Genomic DNA, 16952 nt, shown 5'->3' with positions numbered 1-16952 from the left:
TGAACTGGTCAAGTAATCCCGGACACCGATTACGGTGTTTATGCCGCTTTTTGCTCCATGGCTATTGGCGACAGGTAGTTGTTGTAGCTGTGGAGCCTGATTCGGTTGTATCGCATGAAGAAGCTGGTCATATCCCGCCTGGCTTCTTCAACTGTCGTGTAGCCCTTATTGGGCACCCACTCTGATTTAAGCGTCCCAAAGAAACGCTCTGTTGGCGCGTTGTCCCAGCACTGCCCCCTGCGGCTCATGCTTTGCGTTATCCCATGCTCCAGCAGCTCGGACTGAAAGAGCTGGCTGGTGTATTGGCTGCCTTGATCCGAATGAAACATCAAGCCTGCATGTTTGCCTCGAACCTCCACCGCCATTCTCAGCGCCTTGCTAACCAGGTTGGCGTCGTTGATCAGGGAAAACGCCCAGCCAACGATTCGGCGGGCGAACAGATCAATGACCGCTGCCAAGTGATACCAACGTTTACCAACCATCAGGCTGGTAACGTCGCCGCACCAGGCCTGATTGATTGCGGTTGGCTCGAAGTTACGCTCGAGCAGATTCTTGGCCACAAATGCTTCGACGCCTCTAGAGCGATACTGATGGCGGCGGCGCTGTCTGCTGGCCAGATTTGCCTCCGCCATGAGTTTTCCGGCCAGATGCCGTCCCACCTTGATCTGCTGGGCTTTCAAGTGCTGAGAGATCATCCGCGCGCCTGCACTTCCCCGGCTTTGGTCATGCAATTGCACGACTTTTGCTCTGAGCGCGTCACGCTTGGTATTCGGCACTGAGCGACGCTTAAGCCAGTCATAAAACGCGCTGCGGGAAACGCCCAGCGCACTGCAAAGCAGGCAGGTCGGATACGAACTCGACTCTCTCAGCTCCTCGATCAGGAAAAACGATCGGGATCCGACATCAAGAGAGCCGTAGCCTTTTTTAAGATTTCAGCCTCGGTCTCCAGGCGCTTGACCTTGGCTCGCAGCTGTTGAAGCTCTCGCTGTTCATCGCTGATTGCCTTAGTACCTGCCACTGGCTGCCCTTTCTGACGCTCTTTGCGAACCTGCTCAATCCAACGGCGCAGAGCCGTGGGGCCAACCTCCATCGACGCACAGACGTCAGGAACTGAGCAGTTATCATCAAGAACCATGCTTACAGCACGTTGCTTGAACTCGCGGGTGTAGGTCTTTCGCTCTTGCATGAAACCTCCTGATTGGGCGAATCATATCGCCCTTAAGAGGTGTCCGGGAGCATTAGGCCAGTTCAGCTTGCCCCCGATTGCAGAATGTCAGTCAACCAAGCATCAACTGATCCACCGCTATCGGGGGCAAGCCCCCTCCCACATTTTGAACTGCACAGCTTTTTGAATCTGCGCTTGGCCAGCAATTACTGCTGGTTCTGACCCAGAATCAGACGCCCTTCCTTGTCCACCGGAATCTGGCCGCCTGGATCACGCTCCATACGCACGGTACCTTCCTTGCCATCCAGGTTGTAACGCACGTCATAGCCCACAACCTTGTCGCTGATGTCATTCACGGTGTTACAGCGAGTTTGGGTAGTGGTGTAGGTATCGCGGTTCTGCATACCTTCCTGAACCTTGTTACCCGCATAACCGCCACCGACCGCACCAGCGACCGTTGCCAGCTTTTTGCCGTTACCACCACCAATCTGGTTGCCGAGCAGGCCGCCTGCCAGGGCGCCTACGACGGTACCGGCGATTTGATGCTGATCCTGCACCGGACGCTGCCGGGTCACGGTGACATCCTTGCAGACCTCACGCGGGGTTTTAATCTGGGTTTTTACCGGCTGTACCGCCAGCACTTGCGCATACTCAGGGCCGCTTTTTACCAGGCTGTAGGTGGCAACAGCGCCCCCGGCAGTCACACCGACAGCACCCAATACCGCACCAACCAGCAACGACTTGTTCACGTTGAACCTCCTGACCATCACAAGCGGACCGAAAGATCCGCGCTATACCCAGCCTTGGAGCAAAAAAAAAGGCACGAGTTCAATCTCGTGCCTTTCTTCGTACCGCCGATCAACAAACGCCCATCAAGGACGGTCGTCGACCTCCTTGCCAGTGCTGGCCGGAGGGATCAGGTCTTCGCTGTTGAGGTTCAGCCAGATCAGTACCACGTTGGCGATGTAGATCGACGAATAGGTACCGGCCAGAACACCGATGAACAGTGCCAGGGAGAAGCCCCACAGGTTGTCGCCACCGAAGATCATCAGCGCAGCAATCGCCAGCAACGTGGAGATCGACGTCGCCATGGTCCGCAACAGGGTCTGGGTGGTGGAGATGTTGATGTTCTCGATCAACGTGGCCTTGCGCAGTACACGGAAGTTCTCGCGAACCCGGTCGAATACCACGATGGTGTCGTTGAGCGAGTAACCAATGATCGCCAGCACGGCGGCCAATACGGTCAGGTCGAAGGTGATCTGGAAGTACGCCAGGATACCCACGGTCACGATCACGTCGTGGATCAGCGACACGATGGCGCCGACCCCGAATTTCCACTGAAAGCGGAAGGCCAGGTAGATCATGATGCCGACCAGCGCCATCAGCATGCCGAGGCCGCCCTGGTCGCGCAGTTCTTCACCCACCTGCGGGCCGACGAACTCGACGCGCTTGACCGAGGCCGGGTTGTCGCCGCCGACCTTCTGCAAGGCCTCGGCAACCTGGTGACCCAGTTGCGGGTCTTCGCCAGGCATGCGCACCAGCAGGTCGGTAGTGGCGCCGAAGCTCTGCACCACCGCCTCGTGATAGCCGGCCTTGACCAGCTCATCGCGTACCAGGGTGACGTCGGCCGGCTTCTCGTAGGTCAGCTCGATGAGCGTACCGCCGGTAAAGTCCAGACCGTAGTTCAGGCCCTTATGGAACCAGCTGAACAACGCCAGAACGGTAAGGAGCACGGTGACGCCGAACGCAATGTTGCGAACGCCCATGAAGTTGATTGTACGTAACATGGCAGCCCCTTAAATCCACAACTTCTTGAAGTCACGCCCGCCAAAGATCAGGTTGACCATTGCGCGGGTCACCATGATGGCCGTGAACATCGAGGTAAAGATACCGAGGGACATGGTCACCGCAAAACCCTTCACCGGGCCGGTGCCCATGGCAAAGAGAATCCCGCCGACCAGCAAGGTGGTCAGGTTGGAGTCGAGAATCGCGGTAAATGCCCGGCCGAAGCCTTCGTTGATTGCACGTTGTACGGTCATGCCCGCCGCGATCTCTTCACGGATCCGCGAGAAGATCAGCACGTTGGCGTCCACCGCCATACCCATGGTGAGGACGATACCGGCGATACCCGGCAGGGTCAGCGTGGCGCCCAGCAGCGACATCAGCGCCAGCAGCATCACCATGTTGCCCGCCAGGGCCACGGTGGCAATGATGCCGAAGAAGCGGTAGATGGCGATGATGAACAGCGACACGAACAACATGCCCCACAGCGCCGCATCGACACCCTTGGTGATGTTGTCGGCACCCAGGCTCGGGCCGATGGTGCGTTCTTCAGCGAAGTACATCGGCGCAGCCAGGCCACCGGCACGCAGCAGCAGGGCCAGCTCGGAAGATTCGCCCTGGCCGTTCAAGCCAGTGATGCGGAATTGCGCACCCAGCGGCGACTGGATGGTCGCCAGGCTGATGATCTTCTTCTCTTCCTTGAAGGTCTGGACCGGCACGTCTTTCTCGACGCCGTTGACCATCTGCTTGGTGTAGGTGGTAACAGGGCGCTGCTCGATGAAGATCACCGCCATGCTGCGACCAACGTTGCTGCGCGTGGCGCGGCTCATCAGCTCGCCGCCGTGGCCATCCAGGCGGATGTTCACTTCAGGGGTACCGTGCTCGCCGAAACCGGCCTTGGCATCGGTCACCTGGTCACCGGTGATGATCAGGCCACGCTCGATCAACGCTGGAGGACGGTTGCCTTCACGGAACTCAAACTCTTCGGAAGTCGCGCGGGTAGCACCCGGCTCAGCCGCGAGGCGGAATTCCAGGTTGGCGGTTTTACCCAGGATACGCTTGGCTTCAGCGGTGTCCTGCACGCCCGGCAGCTCAACCACGATGCGGTTGGCGCCCTGGCGCTGCACGATCGGCTCGGCCACACCCAGCTCGTTGACGCGGTTACGCACCGTGGTCAAGTTCTGCTTGATGGAGTATTCGCGGATTTCCGCGATCTTGGCCGGGCTCATTGCCAGACGCAGCACCGCCTGACCATTCAGGTCGGCCGGTACGATGTCGAAATCGTTGAAGTTCTTGCGGATCAGCGCACGGGCCTGTTCGCGGGAAGCTTCGTCAGCGAAACCCAGCTGGATGGCGCCGTTGAGCTGCGGCAGGCTGCGATAACGCAGTTTTTCTTTGCGCAGCAGGCTCTTCACATCGCCTTCATACACTTTCAGGCGTGCGTCGAGGGCTTTGTCCATGTCGACTTCCAGCAGGAAGTGCACACCACCGGACAAGTCCAGACCCAGCTTCATCGGGTGCGCGCCAATGCTGCGCAGCCATTGTGGCGTGGTCTGTGCCAGGTTGAGCGCGACAACATAGTCGTCACCCATGACCTTGCGTACGACATCCTTGGCCGGCAATTGGTCTTCTTGCTTGGTCAGGCGCAACAAGCCGCCTTTGGAACCAGCTGCCAAGGTTGCCGCTTTAACCTGGATGCCCGCGTCGGTGAGCGCTTTGCTCGCGCGGTCCAGATCGGCCTGATTGACCTGCAACGAAGTGCTGGCGCCAGAGATCTGGATCGCCGGGTCATCAGGATAGAGATTGGGAGCGGAATAAATAAAACCGATCGCCAGCACCGCCAGGATCAGTACGTATTTCCACAGAGGGTATTTGTTCAGCATCACGCCGCCCGCTTATAACGCGGGGCGCCTTGCGCGCCCCGTCGATTGGTAAAGGTTGTTACTTAGATCGCTTTGAGCGTGCCTTTTGGCAGCGTGGCGGCGATGGCGCCCTTCTGGAACTTCATTTCCACGGTGTCGGAGACTTCCAGAACCACGAAAGCATCGGAAACCTTGGTGATCTTGCCGGCGATACCGCCAGTGGTCACGACTTCGTCACCTTTCTGCAGGCTGCCCAGCAGGTTCTTCTGCTCTTTGGCGCGCTTGGCCTGTGGACGCCAGATCATCAGGTAGAAGATGACCAGGAAGCCGACCAGGAAAATCCACTCGAAACCGCCGCCCATCGGGCCGGCAGCAGCAGGCGCAGCGGCGTCAGCCATGGCGTTAGAGATAAAAAAGCTCATTTAGCACTCCAGTTGCAAATAGTGAATCTTAGGGTCGGGAAACTCAGTCCAAGGGCGGCACAGGGAGCCCGCGCTTGGCATAGAAGGCATCGACGAAGGCGGCCAATGTACCCTGTTGAATAGCCTCGCGCAAACCAGCCATCAGGACTTGGTAATGGCGCAAATTGTGGATGGTATTCAACATGCTACCCAGCATTTCCCCGCACTTGTCCAGATGGTGCAGATAAGCACGGGAGAAGTTCTGGCAGGTGTAGCAATCACAGGTAGGATCGAGCGGCGAATCATCATGGCGATGGAACGCGTTACGGATCTTCAGCACGCCTGTATCGATGAACAGATGCCCATTGCGGGCATTACGGGTTGGCATCACGCAATCGAACATGTCCACACCGCGGCGCACACCCTCTACGAGATCTTCCGGTTTGCCAACGCCCATAAGGTAACGAGGTTTTTCAGCGGGCATCAGGCCCGGCAGGTAATCGAGCACCTTGATCATCTCGTGCTTGGGCTCGCCCACCGACAGACCGCCGATGGCCAGGCCGTCAAAGCCGATCTTGTCGAGGCCTTCCAGCGAGCGCTTGCGCAGGCTTTCATGCATGCCGCCCTGAACGATGCCGAACAGCGCCGCGGTATTGTCACCGTGGGCATTCTTCGAACGCTGGGCCCAACGCAGCGACAGCTCCATGGAGATGCGCGCCACGTCTTCGTCAGCCGGGTACGGCGTGCACTCGTCAAAAATCATCACGATGTCGGAGCCCAGGTCGCGCTGTACCTGCATCGATTCTTCCGGGCCCATGAACACCTTGGAACCGTCCACCGGCGAGGCGAAGGTCACGCCTTCCTCCTTGATCTTGCGCATGGCGCCCAGGCTGAACACCTGGAAACCACCGGAGTCGGTGAGGATCGGGCCTTGCCACTTCATGAAGTCATGCAGGTCGCCGTGCTTCTTGATCACTTCCGTGCCCGGGCGCAGCCACAGGTGGAAGGTGTTGCCGAGGATGATCTCGGCGCCGGTGGCGACGATGTCACGCGGCAGCATGCCCTTGACGGTGCCGTAGGTGCCGACCGGCATGAACGCCGGGGTCTCCACGGTGCCGCGCGGGAAAGTCACGCGACCACGACGGGCCTTGCCGTCGGTGGCCAATAATTCAAACGACATACGACTCATAAGTTGTCCTCAGGGCCGCGCGGCGCCGGGTTGCGGGTGATAAACATCGCATCACCGTAGCTGAAAAAGCGGTACTCGTTGGCGATGGCCGCTTGATAAGCCGCCATGGTTTCCGGGTAACCGGCAAAGGCCGACACCAGCATCAACAGCGTGGATTCCGGCAAATGAAAATTGGTGACCAGGCAATCGACCACATGAAACGGCCGGCCCGGGAAAATAAAGATATCGGTGTCGCCGCTGAACGGCTTGAGCACACCATCGCGCGCCGCGCTCTCCAGCGAGCGCACGCTGGTGGTGCCCACCGCCACCACCCGCCCGCCGCGCGCCTTGCACGCGTTAACCGCGTCCACGACATCCTGGCTGACCTCAAGCCACTCGCTGTGCATATGGTGGTCTTCGATGTTCTCCACACGCACCGGCTGAAACGTCCCGGCCCCCACGTGCAGGGTCACATAGGCGCTTTCGACGCCCTTGGCGGCAATCGCATCCAGCAGCGGCTGGTCAAAATGCAACCCGGCCGTCGGCGCGGCAACAGCACCGAGGCGCTGGGAGTACACCGTCTGATAACGCTCGCGGTCCGCGTCTTCATCGGGACGGTCTATATAAGGAGGCAACGGCATATGGCCGACGCGCTCCAACAGCGGCAACACCTCTTCGGCAAACTTGAGCTCGAACAATGCATCATGGCGCGCGACCATCTCGGCCTCGCCACCGCCCTCAATCAGGATGGAAGAGCCCGGTTTCGGCGACTTGCTGGAGCGCACATGGGCCAGCACGCGATGGCTGTCCAGCACCCGCTCTACCAGAATTTCCAGCTTGCCGCCGGAGGCTTTCTGGCCAAACAGCCGCGCCGGAATCACCCGGGTATTGTTGAACACCATCAAATCGCCCGAGCGCAAATGCTCAAGCAAATCAGTGAATTGACGGTGTGCGAGGGCACCGCTCGGCCCGTCCAGGGTCAGCAGTCGACTGGCGCGACGCTCGGCCAAAGGGTGGCGAGCGATCAGCGAATCAGGGAGCTCAAAAGTAAAGTCAGCAACGCGCATGATGGGGTTCGTCTAGCAGGGCCGGGAAGTCTAGCGGAAATAGTCAAAATTGACCATGAAACGTGATTGACCAACGGTAATCACCTCTCTATACTTCGCCGCCATTGAGCCCTGATGGCGGAATTGGTAGACGCGGCGGATTCAAAATCCGTTTTCGAAAGAAGTGGGAGTTCGATTCTCCCTCGGGGCACCATCTTAAAAAAAGACCTTGAAATTCAAGGTCTTTTTTTTCGTCTGTAGAAAAGTGGGCGACAGCTGATTCATTGCTTGCCGCCCATTACCGACCTGAAACACGATCCAAATGTGGGAGCAGGCTTGCCTGAGATTGCGCCAGCCCCCAACACCCTCAAACCACCTGCCTACACCCCAACCGAATCCCCCTCCTCCGTCACCCCATTCGGCAACATCCCATTCGCCAAATCATCCACTACCGCCTTTGCCATCTCGCCCAAATAATGTGCTGCCCAGGCAAAACGATCCGCGCCCGTATCCATCGCTGCATCCAACGCCAGCAATTTGGAACAGTGCAGAAGCTCGGACGCATGTTCCAGGGCATCGCGGATGGGGACGCCGGAGTTGACGCGGAATAGGCGGTGGAGGTTGGGGTGCTTGCCGCAGGTGGAAAAGGTGATGACGCCGAGGGTTTTGTTGAGGGGTGGGTTGATCATTGGGCACCTCCCAGGTGGGTGGAGGTGTGGGCTGCTGAATTGTGAAGGTACGACTGATCAGAAACGCTCATTGATAAGCTCCTAAGTAAGTGAGCCTATTGTTTCCGGATTATCAGGTCCGGTCGCTGGATTGGAAGCGACGGTGGAAGGTAGCGCAGGAGGGGTTGGGGCTGGAAGGCTGGATCTGTGGCGAAAAGTTTCTGGCAGGCAGACCGGGATTAGGCGAGCGTCGGCGGAAACGACATGGTGGTCAGCCCCTCCTATCACGCTTACCGGGTGAGGGGATACACCGGCGGGCCGCTTTCGGCCAGAAGCAGTCTTTCGCGGACTCGCCGCTTCCGGCAATAGTCCTACTAGCGCGGGTACGCGCGACTGGAAAGGTAATCTCTAGATAAAACCGCCTCGATATGGTTATTGTCTTTTCAAGAACTATGGAGAAACAGCTACACCCCCGGTTGCCTGTAAGCGTTCATCACTTCAGCCCTAAAGTGGTGGCGCAAGCTAGAACGGATGACGCCTTGTCCATCGAGTGCCGAAGCACCAGGGCAGAAAATTTCGTCCTGAGTAATTAGATACTCTACAAACATTCCTGCCAAATAAGCCCAGTCACCTGAATCCAGCTTTTTTGAATTTAGCAAATTTCGTATTTTGTATAGCGCATCACATGATCGGATTGGCGTCGATAGGCCCACATGCTCAACATAGGTGGCATCATCTGATGCAAGCTCTATGTGGATTAGTCCTGATGGGGTGATTTTTACCCGCGTATTATCCTCAAGAGCCTCCATAGTTGGGTCGTATGCTTCGATCAATCTATAGGAAAAAAGAGCGTCCAAATGCCTACGCGTAATTTTTCGGGCGAAACCAATGGGCTCCAAATAATCCATTAAAAGGTTAACTTCAAGGTACTTGGATTCAATGTCATCAGTGACTGCGCTCTTATTTTTCAACACCTGCATTATTGAGAGCCTAGCTAACGGCGAAGAAATATGGTCGGCATGAATAGCATACATGTTGAGTATAAAGGCATTATCCTCTTGAGAGAAAGTTGTGTAATCTCCAAGATAAATTGCTTTCTTTATTTTTGAAATTGGAATACGTAACCTATGCCCCTGCGACATATAAGTTTTGATGAGGTCTTCGATTGCGATATGAGGAGAAACAAGCGTTTTCCTCGTTAGTTCCAGACTCCGCCTTATATCGAAATTGCACAGAGAACTAATCAGTCGAGATATATATTCGGTTTCGATGAAAATAGTTTCAATACAAGCCACAAACGCCTTTAAGTCTTGCAAGCCAACCCGTATGCCTTTCGTCAGAAAATAGCGAGTTGCTTGGCCAGAATCATTATCGCTCAGTTTCGTTTGTACGAAGGCGGCGCGCTTTTGAAGTATTTCCTTTGTTGAGGGTGTCGGCAAATAAAATGCTTTATAGTTATACGATTGAAATGGTCCATGTTTAGAAAGCTGCCAGATAGTTCTGTCGGTGACTGGACATATAACAAAAGATTTTTTGATAGATCTAAATATAGCTTGAGCGTATTGAAAAACAGCCTCTTGAAACTCTCTTGAAAAGTGATCTGCGTTATCAAATATCAAGCACGGCATCAGTTGCCGGGCTCCTACGCAATGCCATAGCAAGTTACTTAAATACAAATCCAGTTGTTCAAGTCGCTGGTTGTTAATATGCTTGCCAAAATCAATCTTAAATTGTGATTTGTTTGTAACGTACAATTCCTTCATCTCGCCAGTGGACCAGCGCTTGTACTCGCGCCAATATACCCCTCTTAAATCGTCGTACTTCGGTTCATCCGGAAATAATGCCAGCTCACAAATCGAAGCTAGCCGAGCATCTAACCAAGCGGTAATACCTTCAATGCTACCAGGGGAATCGCGCAGATCTATTTTTAGAACAAGGCACTTAGATCTGAGTTCATCTTTTAGAGTAACTTTGAAAAAACGATCAATGTAAGTCGACTTGCCAGCTCCCTTATTACCTATAATCAAGGCGAATTCGCCGCGCTCGCTTGCTACAGCGTCGCGTATATCTGCTTCGAGCCCATAATGTGGATTCGAGTCGACGTAAGAAATACTATCTACAATGTTTTTTGCAATTTTCTCCAGATGGATGTCTGTTTCTTTGCTTTCTTTACTTTCGACAAAGCAATTAATGAGCATATCAGGATCATGATCACCAGACATCGAGCTAAAAAAACTTGAAAAAACCTTATCGATATCCCTAGCCAGATCAGTTTTTTTCATCATGGATGATTGAGAATCAATCTTTGCTGACTGAAGAAGTTCCGACTGTGTTACAGACATACCTTCACTATCATGAAAGTAATACTTGTATAAATCTTGTGTTATTCCTTCCATGGAGAAAAGCTCATAAAACTCGGAAAAATCATCTTCTATCGATTTTAGATTCGGGAACGTCGCCACCTTGTAATCTTTTTTTGGCCTGCCGTCACCTCTTATTGGCCAATGCCCTATCCATTCATATCCGTTGGTTAATGCGCAAAATTGCACACCAACATCCAGACAATACATCTCAGCTTGCCTTAATGTTGACTGAGCGTTCTTCGCCGCAGGCCCGTCGTATTTATAGTAAGCACGCTTTTCCTGTTTCGTTGTAACTAGGGAGATTTCGCTTCGCTTTGCTTCAACTACAAAACGATTTCGATCTCCATACTGCAGTAAATAATCGATCCGCCCTTCATCTAGATGAGGCTCAGTTTTAAAAGACTCTCTTGGCCACCCAAGCACCTCTATCAAAAACCTGTCGATTAATTGAAACCGCGCATCCTGCTCTGTGATGATCGAGTCAGCATTAGCTTCAGCATATTTTTTGATCTCTAAAAAAGCGCTGAATGCTTTATCTGTATTCATGGGAGGCGTTCCTTTGCGGTGATCTTATGTTGTTCACTTGGCGGCGAGACTCAGTCAAGCCCTAATCAGCCCAAATGTCCATACGCACATGAATGCGCGGGATCACAAAAAGCGACGTAAATGGATTGCGTCTGCCATCAAGTGAAGAAAGCTCTCGTCGCTGCAGCGACTCAGGGTGCGGGAAGGCGGGCGCATCCTCCCCCTTGTCGTCGAATCAGAGGAGCAGCTATGTACCCTCCAGCTCACGTCAGCCTGTGCGCCCTCGCCTGCTTTGGGTCGTTAGCAAATGGAATCGAACGTCCGCTTCTGGCCGAAAGCCGCCCTTGACTAAGGGAAGCAGCTTTATAGCTGCGCAGTTTTCTCCCATTTCGGCGTCCCGCGCTGCGATACATGCGATAACCAGTTGATTCATTACAAGATATGGGGTCGCGTAACTGCAACGCTCGCAGGAAAAAAGGAGACGGATTTATTTCTGGGAAACTGTTTCAAGTGGAATTGAGTTTCGTCTGAACAGCTCGCCCCCTAACTGAACCTCCCACCCTTCCACCTGGTCAGCAACGCTCCAGCAACGCTCGTCGACCAAGCCGAATTCTCCCCACCCGTATGCATCACAACCATACGCACCACGCCTCCACGGGCGTCAACAGGGAGAACCCCCACAATGTCTGAACCCAAAAACCCCCAGCTCCAAGGCTCCCAATCCGACGGCTCCGCCGCCGGCGGCTGGCCTGCCCTAAACGCCGTCAACAAACACCTGCTACACCAACACGTCCTGCTCAAGGGCAACCGTACCCTGCTGTCCATGAACAAGCCGGACGGTTTCGACTGCCCCAGCTGTGCCTGGCCAGACCCGAAAAAGCCGCACACCTTCGAATACTGTGAAAACGGTGCCAAGGCCCTGGCGTGGGAGTCGACCAAAAAACGCGTCACGCCCGAGTTCTTCGCTGAACATACGGTCAGTGAGTTGGCCACCTGGAGCGATCACGACCTGGAAGATCAGGGCCGTATCACCGAGCCGATGCGCTATGACGCGGGCAGCGACAAATACCTGCCCGTCAGTTGGGACGAGGCACTCGCCGAGATCGGGCAGGAGCTGCGCCAGCTGAGCGACCCGTGGAAGCTGGAGTTGTACACCTCGGGGCGTACCTCGAACGAGGCGGCGTTTTTGTATCAGTTGTTTGGCCGCCTGTATGGCATGGCTAACTTTCCTGACTGCTCAAACATGTGCCACGAGACCACCAGTGTGGCCCTGCCCGAGTCGATCGGGGTTGGCAAAGGCACCACGACGTTGGAGGACTTCGAGAACGCCGACGCCATTTTCATCTTCGGTCAGAACCCCGGGACTAACAGCCCGCGCATGATGTCGGAGCTGCATGCCGCCGCACGCCGTGGCGCGAGCATCATCTCGTTCAACCCGTTGCGCGAAAAGGCGCTGGTGCGGTTTGCATCACCCCAAGACCCGCGCGACATGCTCAGTCGCAGCGGGGTCAAGATCAGCTCCCAGTACCATCAGGTCAGGATCGGCGGCGATATGATTGCCGTGCAGGGCATCTGCAAAGCGGTGATTGAAGCGGACGATGCGGCTCAGCGTGAAGGGCTGCCCCGTGTGCTGGATGTCGCCTTCATCGATGAGCACACCCATGGCCTTGAGCGGTTCGCTGATTATTGCCGACAGCTGCCGTGGGCAATCATCGAGCGTCATTCGGGCCTGACGCGCCAGGCGCTGGAGGATGTGGCGGCGGTGTATAGGCGGTCGGAGCGGGTGATCTGTTGCTGGGGCATGGGCATTACTCAACACAAGCGCGGTGGCGACGCGACGCAGCAGATCATTAATCTGCTGCTGTTGCGCGGCAACATCGGCAAGCTTGGCGCGGGGGCTTGCCCGATTCGCGGCCACTCCAATGTGCAGGGTGACCGCACCATGGGCATCTACGAAAAAGCCGGCGAGCCGTTCCTGACCAGTATGAGCAAGGTGTTCGGGTTCGAGACGTCCCGCAAAGGCGGGCATGATGTGGCCGAAGCCTGTGAAGCGCTGCTGCGTGGTGAGGTGGAAGCGTTTATTTCCATGGGCGGCAATTTCTTCCGGGCCATCCCGGATATCGACGTGGTCTGCCCGACCGTCAAGCGCTTGAAAATGACCGTGCTGGTCAATACCAAACTCAACCGCAGTGCAACGGTGCATGGCCAGAAAGCCTTTCTGCTGCCATGCATCGCCCGCTCGGAGCTGGACATACAGAACGGCGTGGCGCAAACCGTGACGGTCGAAGACTCGATGTCGATGGTGCACGGCTCCACCGGCATGCTGGAACCTGCGTCGAAACACCTGATCTCCGAAGTGGCGATCATCGCCGGTATCGCCAAGGCGACGCTTGCGCCCAACCCGAACGTGGATTGGGACAGCTACGTGAACGATTACGCGCGCATTCGCGACAAGATCGAAGCCGTGCTGCCCGAGCAGTTTTATGACTTCAACCAGCGTATCAAGGAGCCCGGCGGTTTCCGCCTGCCCAATGGCGCCAGCGAGCGCAAGTGGAACACCGAGTCAGGCAAGGCCAACTTCCTGTTTCCTGAAGGGGTTTTTGACGAGGACGACACGCCACCGGGCGCTGATCATCTGCAGTTGATGACGATCCGCAGCCATGACCAATTCAACACCACGGTGTATTCCAACGATGACCGTTACCGGGGTATTTATGGCGACCGCATGGTGGTAATGCTCAACCCGCAGGACATCGAGCGTCTGGGGCTCAAGGCGGGGGATTATGTCGAGTTCCAGACGGCGCTGGACATGACAACACCGCGTCGTGCGCCCGGTTTCAAGGTCATCCCCTTCGACGTCCCGCAAGGCTGTTGCGCCGCGTACTACCCGGAAACCAACGGCTTGCTGCCACTGGCGAATCGGGATAGCCGCAGTAACACACCGGCGGCGAAATCCATCCCGGTGAACCTGGTGCGGATGAATCCAGAGGAGACGCAAGTGGCTTTGCAGCGACGCGGGTTGATTGCGGTGGCCAGTTAGGCTCGTGTTACAGCGTTATGATCGTTCCCATGCGTGGGAACGATCACAAACCCTCAGCTATCGCATTGGATATTTTTCCGGTGCCGACCAGCATGATGACTGCCATGGTTTTTCTCCTGCCAGGGTTAAATTCTGGACTTAGGCTGCCCTGAAAAACGGGATGCAGCCTGTTCAAAACTCTGTCCTGCACGTGGATTCCACTGCACACCCGAGCGGGCTTCAATCCCGGGTTTCAGCTGCTGGTTGTCGTCATAGTCTTCACGGGGATGAAAAAACAGCGGTTGCACCGCTTCCAAGCTTCGCAAGTAGTCCGCATATGAATTCAGATATTGTTGACGTTCGTCATCGCTGAGCTGCGCCGGCATCCATGCAGCAAATGGCGGAAGAACGGTGAAACCGGTATAAGCCAAAATGCCGTTATGAATAGGCCAGAGTACGTGATGCAAGTCGCCATCAATGCCAGCAGGTGTATAAAGACTGCTCGCGGTGCCTGTGGTCAGGCAAAGCATGGCCCTCTTTCCCTTGAGTAGGCCTGATCCATACTTGTGCCCCGATGAGTACGCGAACCCGCGACTTAACACCCGGTCTACCCAGCCTTTCAGAATGGCCGGCATCGAAAACCACCACACAGGAAACTGAAAAATCACCAGGTCAGCCCACATGACTTTCGATTGCTCAGCTTTGACGTCGTCGGTGTGAGCGTTGTTTGCAAACGCATGTTCTTGCTCGCGGGGAAGATCGAGATAGTCAGGATCGGCGCGATTATCGGGGAAGTCACCAACGCCCAGCTCAGCCTTCCAATTCATCGCGTAGAGATCGCTCACCTGAACCTGGTGGCCGAGTTCGCGCAGCGTTTCAACAGCTACATCCTTTAGGGCACCGTTGAAAGAGCGTGGTTCCGGGTGCGCCAATACGATTAACGTCTTCATAACTGCATGTTCTCCTTGCGATTTTTCGGTGTTGGGTAAGGTCTATCGCCCCGATTCTGTCCGACCGCTTTGCTGAGACTCACCACGAGCAGGCCGACAATAGTCAGGCTTGCGCCCAGCAGAAACCCGATGCTTGTCTGCTCTTTGAGCCACAGATAACCCATCAGTACGCCAAATAGCGGACTCATGAAGGCCAGCACTCCCAGGCGAGCCGCGAGGTAGCGACGAAGCATCCAGAACCAGATCAAGTAGCTTGCCACTGACACGATCAATGTCTGGAAAACCAGGCTGGCCACTGCGCCGGTTGAAAAGCTCATTGCGCTTTCGCCCGCTAGCAAGCTCAAAGGCAGCAGAAGGAGAAAGGCCCCTGCCAGTTGGTAAAACAGGGTCTGGGTTGCGGGTGCTTCACTCAGGCGACTGATACGCACGGCTACCGTCGTAAATCCCCAGGCAGCGCCCGCGCACAAGCCCAGCAGGTCACCCAGCAGACTGTTTGCGTTGGTGGTTTGAATGGCTGTCCCATCGCGTGGGATGAGGAAGGTGATGGCAATGCCTGCGAACGCCAGCGACATACCCAACCACTGAATCGCGCTAAGACGCTCCTCCGGCAGGCGTAGGTGCAGACCAATGGCGGCGAATAAGGGCGCCGTATAAAGGAAAACCGCCATATGCGAAGCACTTGTCCAGCGTAACCCTTGCGCGATGAACAGAAATTCACCCGCGAACAGAACGGCCACGACTAACCCGGAGCGGCACCAGACGCCAGGTAACCACACCTCCCGCATGATCGATTTGCCGATCAGCCAGACCAAGGCTGCAGCGACTCCGGAGCGAACGGCAACCTGCATGAGCGGTGCTATGTCACCGGCAACCGCCTTGATTGCCACCTGCTGGGCACCCCAGATGAGGCACAGCAACACCATTACCGCCGTGGCAGCCCCATCGACTGACTTCCTCACTTGTCGGCACCTTTTATCATTGATTTGGACAACAACTTATTCCTCACTCGGCTGGTCAAACAGCCGATGGCGAAATTCGATTGTGGAAAACTACGCAAGCCGCCACAAATCATGTGTTTTGAGTCTATAGAAGAGAAAAACTACGCCATGAGAGCTGATACGCCCCTCAGGGCCATCGCATGCTTTGACGCGGTCATGCGTACCGGCAGCGTCAGTCTTGCGGCAACCCAGATGTTCGTGACGCCGGGAGCGGTAGGGCAACAGATACGCAAGCTGGAAGATTGGCTGGGAACGCCATTGTTCATACGCAATGTGCGCAGGCTGCAACCCACGGCGCAGGCGCTGAGCTACTGGGAGCAGGTCAAGCCGGCGCTTCGCCAGCTGGAGACAGCCAACCTGGCCGTGCGGGGTCTTAGAGACAGGCAGGTACGGTTAAGCTTGCCGCCGGCGTTCGCTAACTCCTGGTTCGCGAAGCGGATGCCGTTGTTCATGGAGCGGCATCCAGAGGTGCAACTGCACTTGAGCGCATCCACCGATAACGTGGATTTCAATGACGCTACCTGCGACCTGGCGGTGCGGCATTTCGATGGACATAGCAGTGACGTGAGCGCAAAACTGCTCTTGCCAGACGAGGTCAGGGTCTATTCCAGCCCGGCGTACCGCGAACGGCTCCAGTTGCATAGCCTTGATTGTTTGCCGGGAGCCACCTTGATCTATACGACGTCTCATGCTCACTGGTCTCAATGGCTATCATTCGTCAGTATGTCCCCCGATAGCTTTTCCAGCAGCCTCAAGTTCGATCAGTCTGAGTTGGCAATCGACGCGGCGCGCCGCGATCAAGGTTTAGTGCTCACCAGCCCTTGGCTGGTTGAGGAAGATGTAGAAAGAGGCCTTCTCGTACCTGTCTTTGACGCTGTACTGAAGACTGGCAAAGGCTATTATTTGGTTCAGGCCAAAGATGTGGTGCTGGGTGAGGCAGCACAGCTGTTGCGCCGGTGGCTTTGCGACGTAGCGCAGCGCGTTCAAAAAAATTGATAATTTGAA

The 16952-nt window shown here is 55.7% G+C and carries 14 protein-coding genes and 1 tRNA gene; 3 read left to right on the top strand and 12 right to left on the bottom strand.

Translation table 11 applies throughout. The annotated features are described in order from the left end of the window. Positions 1 to 38: 38 nt before the first annotated feature. The 8 genes from BFP89_RS08810 to queA all read right to left on the bottom strand — a co-directional run bounded on the left by BFP89_RS08810 (position 39) and on the right by queA (position 7445). Positions 39 to 869: an IS3 family transposase gene (locus tag BFP89_RS08810; RefSeq protein WP_256097288.1), complete on the bottom strand. Its 831-nt coding sequence runs from the start codon at positions 867 to 869 to the stop codon at positions 39 to 41. Between the two features lie 8 nt (positions 870 to 877). Further along, complete coding sequence (locus tag BFP89_RS29310; protein WP_065883309.1) at positions 878 to 1186, bottom strand: transposase; 309 nt, start codon at positions 1184 to 1186, stop codon at positions 878 to 880. Positions 1187 to 1371: 185 nt separating this feature from the next. Continuing rightward, positions 1372 to 1914 (bottom strand): glycine zipper 2TM domain-containing protein, encoded by a 543-nt coding sequence (locus BFP89_RS08800; RefSeq protein WP_005791197.1) that lies wholly within the window; start codon positions 1912 to 1914, stop codon positions 1372 to 1374. A 123-nt stretch (positions 1915 to 2037) separates the two neighbouring features. Further along, on the bottom strand, positions 2038 to 2952 hold the full coding sequence (gene secF / locus BFP89_RS08795) for a protein translocase subunit SecF (RefSeq protein WP_065885110.1): 915 nt from the start codon (positions 2950 to 2952) through the stop codon (positions 2038 to 2040). 9 nt (positions 2953 to 2961) lie between these two features. Beyond that, a complete protein-coding gene (gene secD / locus BFP89_RS08790) occupies positions 2962 to 4830 on the bottom strand; it encodes a protein translocase subunit SecD (RefSeq protein WP_065885109.1) in 1869 nt (622 codons plus the stop codon). Positions 4831 to 4892: 62 nt separating this feature from the next. Continuing rightward, positions 4893 to 5231, bottom strand: a complete 339-nt coding sequence (gene yajC / locus BFP89_RS08785; protein WP_003175975.1) for a preprotein translocase subunit YajC — start codon at positions 5229 to 5231, stop codon at positions 4893 to 4895. 43 nt (positions 5232 to 5274) lie between these two features. Further along, a complete protein-coding gene (gene tgt / locus BFP89_RS08780) occupies positions 5275 to 6390 on the bottom strand; it encodes a tRNA guanosine(34) transglycosylase Tgt (protein WP_170827596.1) in 1116 nt (371 codons plus the stop codon). Positions 6391 to 6395: 5 nt separating this feature from the next. Continuing rightward, entirely contained in the window at positions 6396 to 7445 is a 1050-nt protein-coding gene (gene queA, locus BFP89_RS08775) for a tRNA preQ1(34) S-adenosylmethionine ribosyltransferase-isomerase QueA (RefSeq protein WP_065885107.1), read from the bottom strand. 108 nt (positions 7446 to 7553) lie between these two features. Between queA and BFP89_RS08770 the strand changes: the two genes are divergently transcribed. Further along, positions 7554 to 7638: transfer RNA gene (locus BFP89_RS08770), tRNA-Leu, on the top strand. Between the two features lie 166 nt (positions 7639 to 7804). Here the strand turns inward: BFP89_RS08770 and BFP89_RS08765 are convergent. Then, a complete protein-coding gene (locus BFP89_RS08765) occupies positions 7805 to 8113 on the bottom strand; it encodes a DUF3077 domain-containing protein (protein ID WP_065885106.1) in 309 nt (102 codons plus the stop codon). Between the two features lie 443 nt (positions 8114 to 8556). Beyond that, entirely contained in the window at positions 8557 to 11001 is a 2445-nt protein-coding gene (locus BFP89_RS08760; protein WP_065885105.1) for a hypothetical protein, read from the bottom strand. Positions 11002 to 11662: 661 nt separating this feature from the next. On the opposite strand from BFP89_RS08760, the gene BFP89_RS08755 reads away from it, so the two are divergent. After that, complete coding sequence (locus tag BFP89_RS08755) at positions 11663 to 14020, top strand: FdhF/YdeP family oxidoreductase (RefSeq protein WP_065885104.1); 2358 nt, start codon at positions 11663 to 11665, stop codon at positions 14018 to 14020. Between the two features lie 125 nt (positions 14021 to 14145). Here the strand turns inward: BFP89_RS08755 and BFP89_RS08750 are convergent, their stop codons facing one another. Beyond that, positions 14146 to 14949 carry an NAD(P)H-dependent oxidoreductase gene (locus tag BFP89_RS08750; protein WP_065885103.1) on the bottom strand — a complete coding sequence of 268 codons (804 nt, stop codon included), beginning with the start codon at positions 14947 to 14949 and terminating at the stop codon, positions 14146 to 14148. After that, entirely contained in the window at positions 14946 to 15872 is a 927-nt protein-coding gene (locus BFP89_RS08745) for a DMT family transporter (RefSeq protein ID WP_218061317.1), read from the bottom strand. The genes BFP89_RS08750 and BFP89_RS08745 overlap by 4 nt, the downstream gene beginning before the upstream one ends. Positions 15873 to 15908: 36 nt before the next feature. Here BFP89_RS08745 and BFP89_RS08740 point away from each other — a divergent pair, with 36 nt between their 5' ends. Next, positions 15909 to 16943 carry a LysR substrate-binding domain-containing protein gene (locus BFP89_RS08740; RefSeq protein ID WP_256097332.1) on the top strand — a complete coding sequence of 345 codons (1035 nt, stop codon included), beginning with the start codon at positions 15909 to 15911 and terminating at the stop codon, positions 16941 to 16943. The last annotated feature ends 9 nt before the right edge of the window (positions 16944 to 16952 follow it).

The organism is Pseudomonas sp. 31 R 17, from assembly GCF_900004915.1.
Lineage (GTDB): Bacteria > Pseudomonadota > Gammaproteobacteria > Pseudomonadales > Pseudomonadaceae > Aquipseudomonas > Aquipseudomonas orientalis_A.
This window is presented reverse-complemented; position numbering and strand designations above follow the sequence as displayed.

Coding starts and splice junctions, on each gene's coding strand:
- BFP89_RS08750 (WP_065885103.1), bottom strand. CDS start 14,949: ATGAAGACGTTAATCGTATTGGCGCACCCGGAACCACGCTCTTTCAAC.
- BFP89_RS08745 (WP_218061317.1), bottom strand. CDS start 15,872: ATGGTGTTGCTGTGCCTCATCTGGGGTGCCCAGCAGGTGGCAATCAAG.
- BFP89_RS08755 (WP_065885104.1), top strand. CDS start 11,663: ATGTCTGAACCCAAAAACCCCCAGCTCCAAGGCTCCCAATCCGACGGC.
- secD (WP_065885109.1), bottom strand. CDS start 4,830: ATGCTGAACAAATACCCTCTGTGGAAATACGTACTGATCCTGGCGGTG.
- queA (WP_065885107.1), bottom strand. CDS start 7,445: ATGCGCGTTGCTGACTTTACTTTTGAGCTCCCTGATTCGCTGATCGCT.
- secF (WP_065885110.1), bottom strand. CDS start 2,952: ATGTTACGTACAATCAACTTCATGGGCGTTCGCAACATTGCGTTCGGC.
- BFP89_RS08765 (WP_065885106.1), bottom strand. CDS start 8,113: ATGATCAACCCACCCCTCAACAAAACCCTCGGCGTCATCACCTTTTCC.
- BFP89_RS08760 (WP_065885105.1), bottom strand. CDS start 11,001: ATGAATACAGATAAAGCATTCAGCGCTTTTTTAGAGATCAAAAAATAT.
- yajC (WP_003175975.1), bottom strand. CDS start 5,231: ATGAGCTTTTTTATCTCTAACGCCATGGCTGACGCCGCTGCGCCTGCT.
- tgt (WP_170827596.1), bottom strand. CDS start 6,390: ATGTCGTTTGAATTATTGGCCACCGACGGCAAGGCCCGTCGTGGTCGC.
- BFP89_RS29310 (WP_065883309.1), bottom strand. CDS start 1,186: ATGCAAGAGCGAAAGACCTACACCCGCGAGTTCAAGCAACGTGCTGTA.